Here is a 6,000-nt window from a genome sequence, read left to right as displayed (position 1 = left end):
GGCCCCCACCGGCGCGCATCTCAGGATACGGACGGGGGCCGGTGCTCAACAGGGGGAGCGGCCCTTTGCCGAAAGTCCCGGCGCGCACGGCCGCGGCGCGCTCCCTCGCCCGCGCCGGTGCGTACCGCCGGGGTGGTGCACCGGGTTGACGCGCCCGTCCCGGCGCGCGCCCGACGGCACGTCAGGCGGCGCGTCAGGCGGTGCGGTGCGCGCCCGGCCCGGGGCGGGCGGTGAAGACGCGCGGGGCGGCGTGCCCGGCGGCGGTGAAGGCCGCGTGGACGGCCTCGGTGATCTCCCGCGCCGCCGCGTCCTCGGCGAGGGCGATCGCCGAGCCGCCGAAGCCGCCGCCGGTCATCCGGGCGCCGAGCGCACCGGCGGCCAGCGCGGTGTCGACGGCGAGGTCGAGTTCGGCGCAGGAGACGGCGAAGTCGTCGCGGAGCGAGGCGTGCCCGGCGGTCAGCAGCGGGCCGACGGCGCGCGGCTCCCCGGCGTCCAGCCGGGCGATGACTTCCTGGACCCGGTGGTTCTCGGTGACGATGTGCCGCACCAGGGGCTGCACATCGGGGAGTTCGCCCAACTCGGCCAGAGCGTCCGGGAGTTGGGCGTGAGCGATGTCGCGCAGGGCGGGGAGACCGAGGTGGCGGGCGGCGCGTTCGCAGCCCGCGCGGCGCTCGGCGTACGCGCCGTCGGCCAGGGCGTGGCGGACGCGGGTGTCGACGACGAGCAGCCGCAGACCGTGGCCGGTGAGGTCGAAGGGGACCTGGCGGGCGGTGAGGTCGCGGGTGTCGAGGAGGAGGGCGTGGCCGGTGGTGCAGCGGGCGGCGGCCGTCTGGTCCATGATCCCGCAGGGCACGCCGACGAAGGCGTTCTCGGCGCGCTGCGCCAGACGGGCCAGCTCCCGCCGGTCGAGCCCGAGCCCGTACAGCCCGTCGAGGGCGAGGGCGGTGGCGACCTCCAGGGCGGCGGACGAGGAGAGTCCGGCGCCGGTGGGCACCGTGCTGTCGAGGTGCAGGTCGACGCCGCCGACGGGCAGTCCGGCATCGCGCATCGCCCACACCACACCCGCCGGGTACGCGGCCCAGCCCAGGTCCCGGCCGGGCTCCAGGGCGTCGGCCGGGACCTCGACGACGCCGCCGGGGACGTCGCCGGAGTGCAGCCGCAGCGTCCCGTCGGTGCGGGGCGCGGCGGCGGCGAGGGTGGTGTCGGTCAGGGCGAAGGGCAGCACGAAGCCGTCGTTGTAGTCGGTGTGTTCACCGATCAGGTTGACCCGGCCGGGCGCCGCCCAGATGCCGGTGGGCCCGGCACCGTACACGGCGCGGAACGCCGCTTCGGTGCGGGCCGCGCCGTGCGGGGGGCCGGTCGGCGGGGCGGCGGCTTCGTGCGCGGGCATCAGGACTCCTTCGTCCGGGCGGTGCGGCGGGCGAACTCCCAGGCGTCCGCGATGATTCCGGCGAGGTCGGCGCGGGTGGGGCGCCAGCCGAGGCGGTCGGCGGCGGTCCGCGCGGAGGCGACGAGGACGGCCGGGTCGCCGGGGCGGCGTTCCGCGAGGATCTCGGGGATCGGGTGGCCGGTGACCTTGCGGGCGGTGTCGATGACCTCGCGGACGGAGAAGCCGTTGCCGTTGCCGAGGTTACAGATGAGGTGTTCGCCGGGGCGGACGTGGGGTCGGGCGCCCAGGGCCTCGCCCTCGGGCGCCGCGCCGCCCGGAGCCGGACGGGCCTCTTCCGAAGCCCCTTCCGAAGCCCCTTCCGAAGCCCCTTCCGAAGCCCCTTCCGAAGCCGCCGTGGCCGCCGTCGCCGCCGTGGCCGCCGTGGCCGCCGTGGCCGCCCGGGCCGCCCCGAGTGTCGCCTCCAGCGCCAGCAGATGGGCCTCGGCGAGGTCGGCGACGTGGATGTAGTCGCGGACGCAGGTGCCGTCGGGGGTCGGGTAGTCGTCGCCGTAGACGGAGATCGTCTCGCGGCGGCCCTGGGCGACCTGGAGGACGAGCGGGATGAGGTGCGACTCGGGGTCGTGGCGCTCACCGCAGTCGCCGTACGCCCCGGCGACGTTGAAGTACCGCAGCGAGACGGCGGCCAGGCCGTGGGCGGCCGCCTCGCCGCCGATGAGGTGGTCGACGGCGAGCTTGCTCGCACCGTACGGGCTGGTCGGCGCGGTGGCGGCGGCCTCGGTGACCGGGGTGGCGGCCGGCTCGCCGTAGGTGGCAGCGGTCGAGGAGAAGACGAGGGCGCGCACGCCCGCGCCGCGCATCGCGTCGAGGAGGTCCATGGTGCCGCCGACGTTGTTGCGCCAGTACTTCGCCGGGTCCGCGACGGACTCGCCGACCTGCGAGAACGCGGCGAAGTGCAGCACGGCGTCGTAGGAGGCGTCGAGGTACCGGGCGGCGTCCTGGACGCGGCCCTCGATGAAGCGGGCACCGGCGGGGACGCCCTCGCGGTGGCCGGTGGAGAGGTCGTCGAGGACGGTGACGTCGTGCCCGGCTTCGAGCAGATGGGCGGCGACGACGCTGCCGACATAGCCGGCACCGCCGGTGACCAGGCACTTCGCTCGGGTGGTCGGCTTCTGGGGCGGCACGCTCACACTCACTTGGTCGCTACCTCTCGCAGTCGCTGGGCCGCGGCTTCCGGCGGCACATCGTTGATGAACACGTTCATGCCGGATTCGGAACCCGCGAGAAACTTCAGCTTTCCGGCGGTACGGCGAATGGTGAAGAGCTCCAGATGGAGCGCGAACTGGGCGCGGTCGTCGGCGCGGACCGGCGCCTGGTGCCAGGCGGCGATGTACGGCGTGCGGGCCGCGGCGTCCGCGTCCGGTCCCTGACCGTCGCCCTCGCCGAAGATCCGGTCGAACCGGCGCAACAGTTCCAGATAGACCTGTGGGAACTCTGTGCGCGCCGCGTCGTCGAGCGCGGTCAGGTCGGGGACCCGGCGGCGCGGGTAGAGGTGGACCTCGTACGGCCAGTGGGCGGCGTACGGCACGAAGGCGGTCCAGTGGTCGGTGTCGAGGACGATGCGGGTGCCGTCGGCGCGTTCGCGGGCGACGGTCTCGTCGAAGAGGTTGGCGCCGGTGGCCTCGCGGTGTGCGGTGAGCGAGGCGAGCATGCGGGCGGTGCGCGGGGTGGTGAAGGGGTACGCGTAGATCTGGCCGTGCGGGTGGCCGAGGGTGACACCGATCTCGGCGCCGCGGTTCTCGAAGCAGAAGACCTGGGCGACCTGCGGGAGTCGCTGGAGGGCGGCGGTGCGGTCGGTCCAGGCGGCGAGGACGAGGGCGGCCTGTTCCTCGGTGAGGTCGGCGAAGGACGCGTCGTGGTCGGGGGTGAAGCAGACGACCTCGCAGCGTCCGCTGTCCCCGGCGAGGGAGGGGAAGCGGTTCTCGAAGACGGCGACGTCGTAGTCGGCGGCGGGGATCTCGGACGGCCGCCCCTCGCGCGAGGGGCAGAGCGGGCAGGCGTCGGCCGGGGGGAGGTAGGTGCGGTCCTGGCGGTGCGAGGCGATGGCGACGTGGTCGCCGAGCAGCGGGTCGCGGCGGATCTCGGAGGCGGTGGCGACCTTCGGGAGGGGGCGGCGGTCGGGGGCGGCGCGGTCGACGTCGTCGCGGGAGTCGTAGTAGATGAGCTCCCGGCCGTCGGCCAGCCGGATCGTCGTCTTCTTCACGGGGGGCTCCTCCGCCTGCCACTCGGTCGCTGCCACAGCCTCGACCGAACACAAAAACAAACACAATGAAGCACAACCGAACAGAGCAGTCAACACGGGGCTGGAACGCGGGCATGGGGCACCGGATGCGCTTCAGATCGGGCATTAACCCACAAAAACGCCCCCCTATCGGGCCCTTATCCAAACTGAAACGAACACAACTGTTCAGTTTCCGGAATCCCGGGCGTAGCTTTTTGTGCGTTCCACGTGAGCACAACGATGTGTCCTCCTGGGGGTCTCCCCCAGCCCCCGGAAATGAGTGCCCCATGATCACCTTGGCCGAAGGGCTCAGGCTCCCCACCAACGGGCTCGACTACGCGATCCTGGCCCTCTACTTCGCCGTCGTCCTCGGCATCGGCATCGCCGCCCGGCGCAGCGTCCGCACGAGCCTGGACTTCTTCCTCTCCGGCCGGTCACTGCCCGCCTGGGTCACCGGTCTCGCGTTCGTCGCCGCCAACCTCGGCGCCACCGAAATCCTCGGCATGGCCGCCAACGGCGCGCAGTACGGCGCCTACACCGTCCACTGGTACTGGATCGGCGCCATCCCCGCGATGGTCTTCCTGGGCCTGGTGATGATGCCGTTCTACTACGGCTCCAAGGTCCGCTCGGTGCCCGAATTCCTGCTGCACCGCTTCGGCCCGTCCTCGCATCTGCTGTCGTCGTTGATCTTCGCCGTGTCGTCGGTGCTGATCGCGGGCGTCAACCTCTACGCGATGGCGATCGTGCTGCAGGCGCTGCTCGGCTGGCCGCAGTGGGTGGCGATCGTCGTCGCCGGGTTCTTCGTCCTGGCGTACATCACCATCGGGGGGCTCTCCTCGGCGATCTACAACGAGGTGCTGCAGTTCTTCGTCATCCTCGCCGCGCTGATCCCGCTGACGATCGTCGGGCTCAAGCGCGTCGGCGGCTGGGACGGGCTGACCCACTCGCTGACCTCCTCGCACGGCGACGCGTTCCTCACCGCCTGGAAGGGCACCGGCATCGGCGAGGCCAACCCGCTGGGCGCCAACTGGCTCACCCTCGTCCTGGGGCTCGGCTTCGTGATGAGCTTCGGCTACTGGACGACCAACTTCGCCGAGGTGCAGCGCGCGCTGTCCGCGAAGAACCTCTCCGCCGCCAAGCGCACCCCGCTGATCGCCGCGTTCCCCAAGATCTTCATCCCGCTGGTCGTGGTCGTCCCCGGGCTGATAGCCCTGGTCATGGAGCCGACGCTCGGCAAGACGAAGGACGGGCTCCAGTACAACGACGCCATCCCGGTGCTGATGCGCGATCTGCTGCCCAACGGTGTCCTCGGCATCGCGGTGACCGGTCTGCTCGCCGCGTTCATGGCCGGTATGGCCGCCAACGTCTCGTCGTTCAACACCGTCTTCACCAACGACATCTGGGGCGCGTACCTGAAGAAGGGCCGCGAGGACGGCTACTACCTGAAGACCGGGCGGGTGGTCACCGCCGTCGGCGTGCTGATCGGCATGGGCACCGCGTTCATCGCCTCGTCCTTCAGCAACATCATGAACTACCTCCAGACGCTGTTCTCCTTCTTCAACGTCCCGCTGTTCGTCGTGTTCATCATCGGGATGTTCTGGAAGCGCACCAGCGCCGCCGCCGGGTTCTGGGGCCTGCTGTCCGGCACCGCCGCCGCGATGATCAACTACTTCGGGCTCTACAAGCAGGGCGTCATCGCCATCCCGTCCGAGCAGGGCGCCAACTTCGTCTCGTCGATCGTCGCGTTCGTCGTCGGCGCGGTGGTGATGGTCCTGGTCACCCTCGTCACCAAGCCGAAACCGGCCGCATCGCTCGCCGGGCTCGTCTACGGCACGCGGTCGCCCGGCATGGCGGAGCTGCCCGCCGACGGCGACGACGCGTGGTACCGCAAGCCCGCCCTGCTGGGCTGGGGCGCGGTCGTCCTCGCCGCCCTCTGCTACGTCCCCTTCTCCTTCTGAGCCGGCCGGGAGCCCACCATGTCCGATTACCAGCACGACGCCGCCGCCCTCGAACGCGAATCGGCGACCGCCGCCCGGCTCTTCGACGTCCGGCGCATCATCGGCGGACTGTTCGCCGTCTACGGCGTGATCGTCACCGTCGCCGGGTTCACCGCCTCCGACGCGGATCTGAAGAAGGCCCAGGGGATCAACATCAACCTCTGGACCGGCCTGGGCATGTTCGCCCTCGGGGTGTTCTTCCTGGTCTGGCTGAAGCTGCGGCCCACCGTGCCGCCTACCGCCGAGGAGCTGGGCGCCCAGGAGCCGGAGGGCACCCCGGCACCCTGATCCGACGGGCCCGGGCCGTCGCTACGTACACGGGCCCGGGCCCTCGC

At 72.0% G+C, this 6,000-nt stretch carries 5 protein-coding genes; 2 read left to right on the top strand and 3 right to left on the bottom strand.

Features of this window, described 5'->3' with window-relative positions; all coding sequences use genetic code 11:
- Positions 1-193 precede the first annotated feature (193 nt).
- Genes galK through galT form a run of 3 tightly spaced genes read right to left on the bottom strand, consistent with a single transcriptional unit; the run spans position 194 to position 3,650 of the window.
- On the bottom strand, positions 194-1,390 hold the full coding sequence (galK, locus tag ACFWWQ_RS15305) for a galactokinase (protein ID WP_384595916.1): 1,197 nt from the start codon (positions 1,388-1,390) through the stop codon (positions 194-196).
- Positions 1,390-2,583 (bottom strand): UDP-glucose 4-epimerase GalE, encoded by a 1,194-nt coding sequence (galE, locus tag ACFWWQ_RS15300; RefSeq protein ID WP_384595913.1) that lies wholly within the window; start codon positions 2,581-2,583, stop codon positions 1,390-1,392. The genes galK and galE overlap by 1 nt, the downstream gene beginning before the upstream one ends.
- Positions 2,580-3,650: a galactose-1-phosphate uridylyltransferase gene (galT, locus tag ACFWWQ_RS15295; protein ID WP_384595909.1), complete on the bottom strand. Its 1,071-nt coding sequence runs from the start codon at positions 3,648-3,650 to the stop codon at positions 2,580-2,582. The genes galE and galT overlap by 4 nt, the downstream gene beginning before the upstream one ends.
- Before the next feature lie 305 nt (positions 3,651-3,955).
- On the opposite strand from galT, the gene ACFWWQ_RS15290 reads away from it, so the two are divergent.
- Positions 3,956-5,626, top strand: a complete 1,671-nt coding sequence (locus ACFWWQ_RS15290; protein WP_384595906.1) for a sodium:solute symporter family protein — start codon at positions 3,956-3,958, stop codon at positions 5,624-5,626.
- Between the two features lie 18 nt (positions 5,627-5,644).
- Positions 5,645-5,953 carry a hypothetical protein gene (locus ACFWWQ_RS15285; RefSeq protein ID WP_384595903.1) on the top strand — a complete coding sequence of 103 codons (309 nt, stop codon included), beginning with the start codon at positions 5,645-5,647 and terminating at the stop codon, positions 5,951-5,953.
- Positions 5,954-6,000 lie beyond the last annotated feature (47 nt).

This window comes from Streptomyces sp. NPDC059080, assembly GCF_042739975.1.
Taxonomy (GTDB): domain Bacteria; phylum Actinomycetota; class Actinomycetes; order Streptomycetales; family Streptomycetaceae; genus Streptomyces; species Streptomyces benahoarensis.
The sequence above is the reverse complement of the archived record's forward strand: the minus strand, read 5'-3'. Positions and strand labels throughout refer to the sequence as shown.

What these genes read in the sequence shown, in the direction of transcription:
- ACFWWQ_RS15285 (WP_384595903.1), top strand. Translation starts at nt 5,645, where the DNA reads ATGTCCGATTACCAGCACGACGCCGCCGCCCTCGAACGCGAATCGGCG.
- galK (WP_384595916.1), bottom strand. Translation starts at nt 1,390, where the DNA reads ATGCCCGCGCACGAAGCCGCCGCCCCGCCGACCGGCCCCCCGCACGGC.
- ACFWWQ_RS15290 (WP_384595906.1), top strand. Translation starts at nt 3,956, where the DNA reads ATGATCACCTTGGCCGAAGGGCTCAGGCTCCCCACCAACGGGCTCGAC.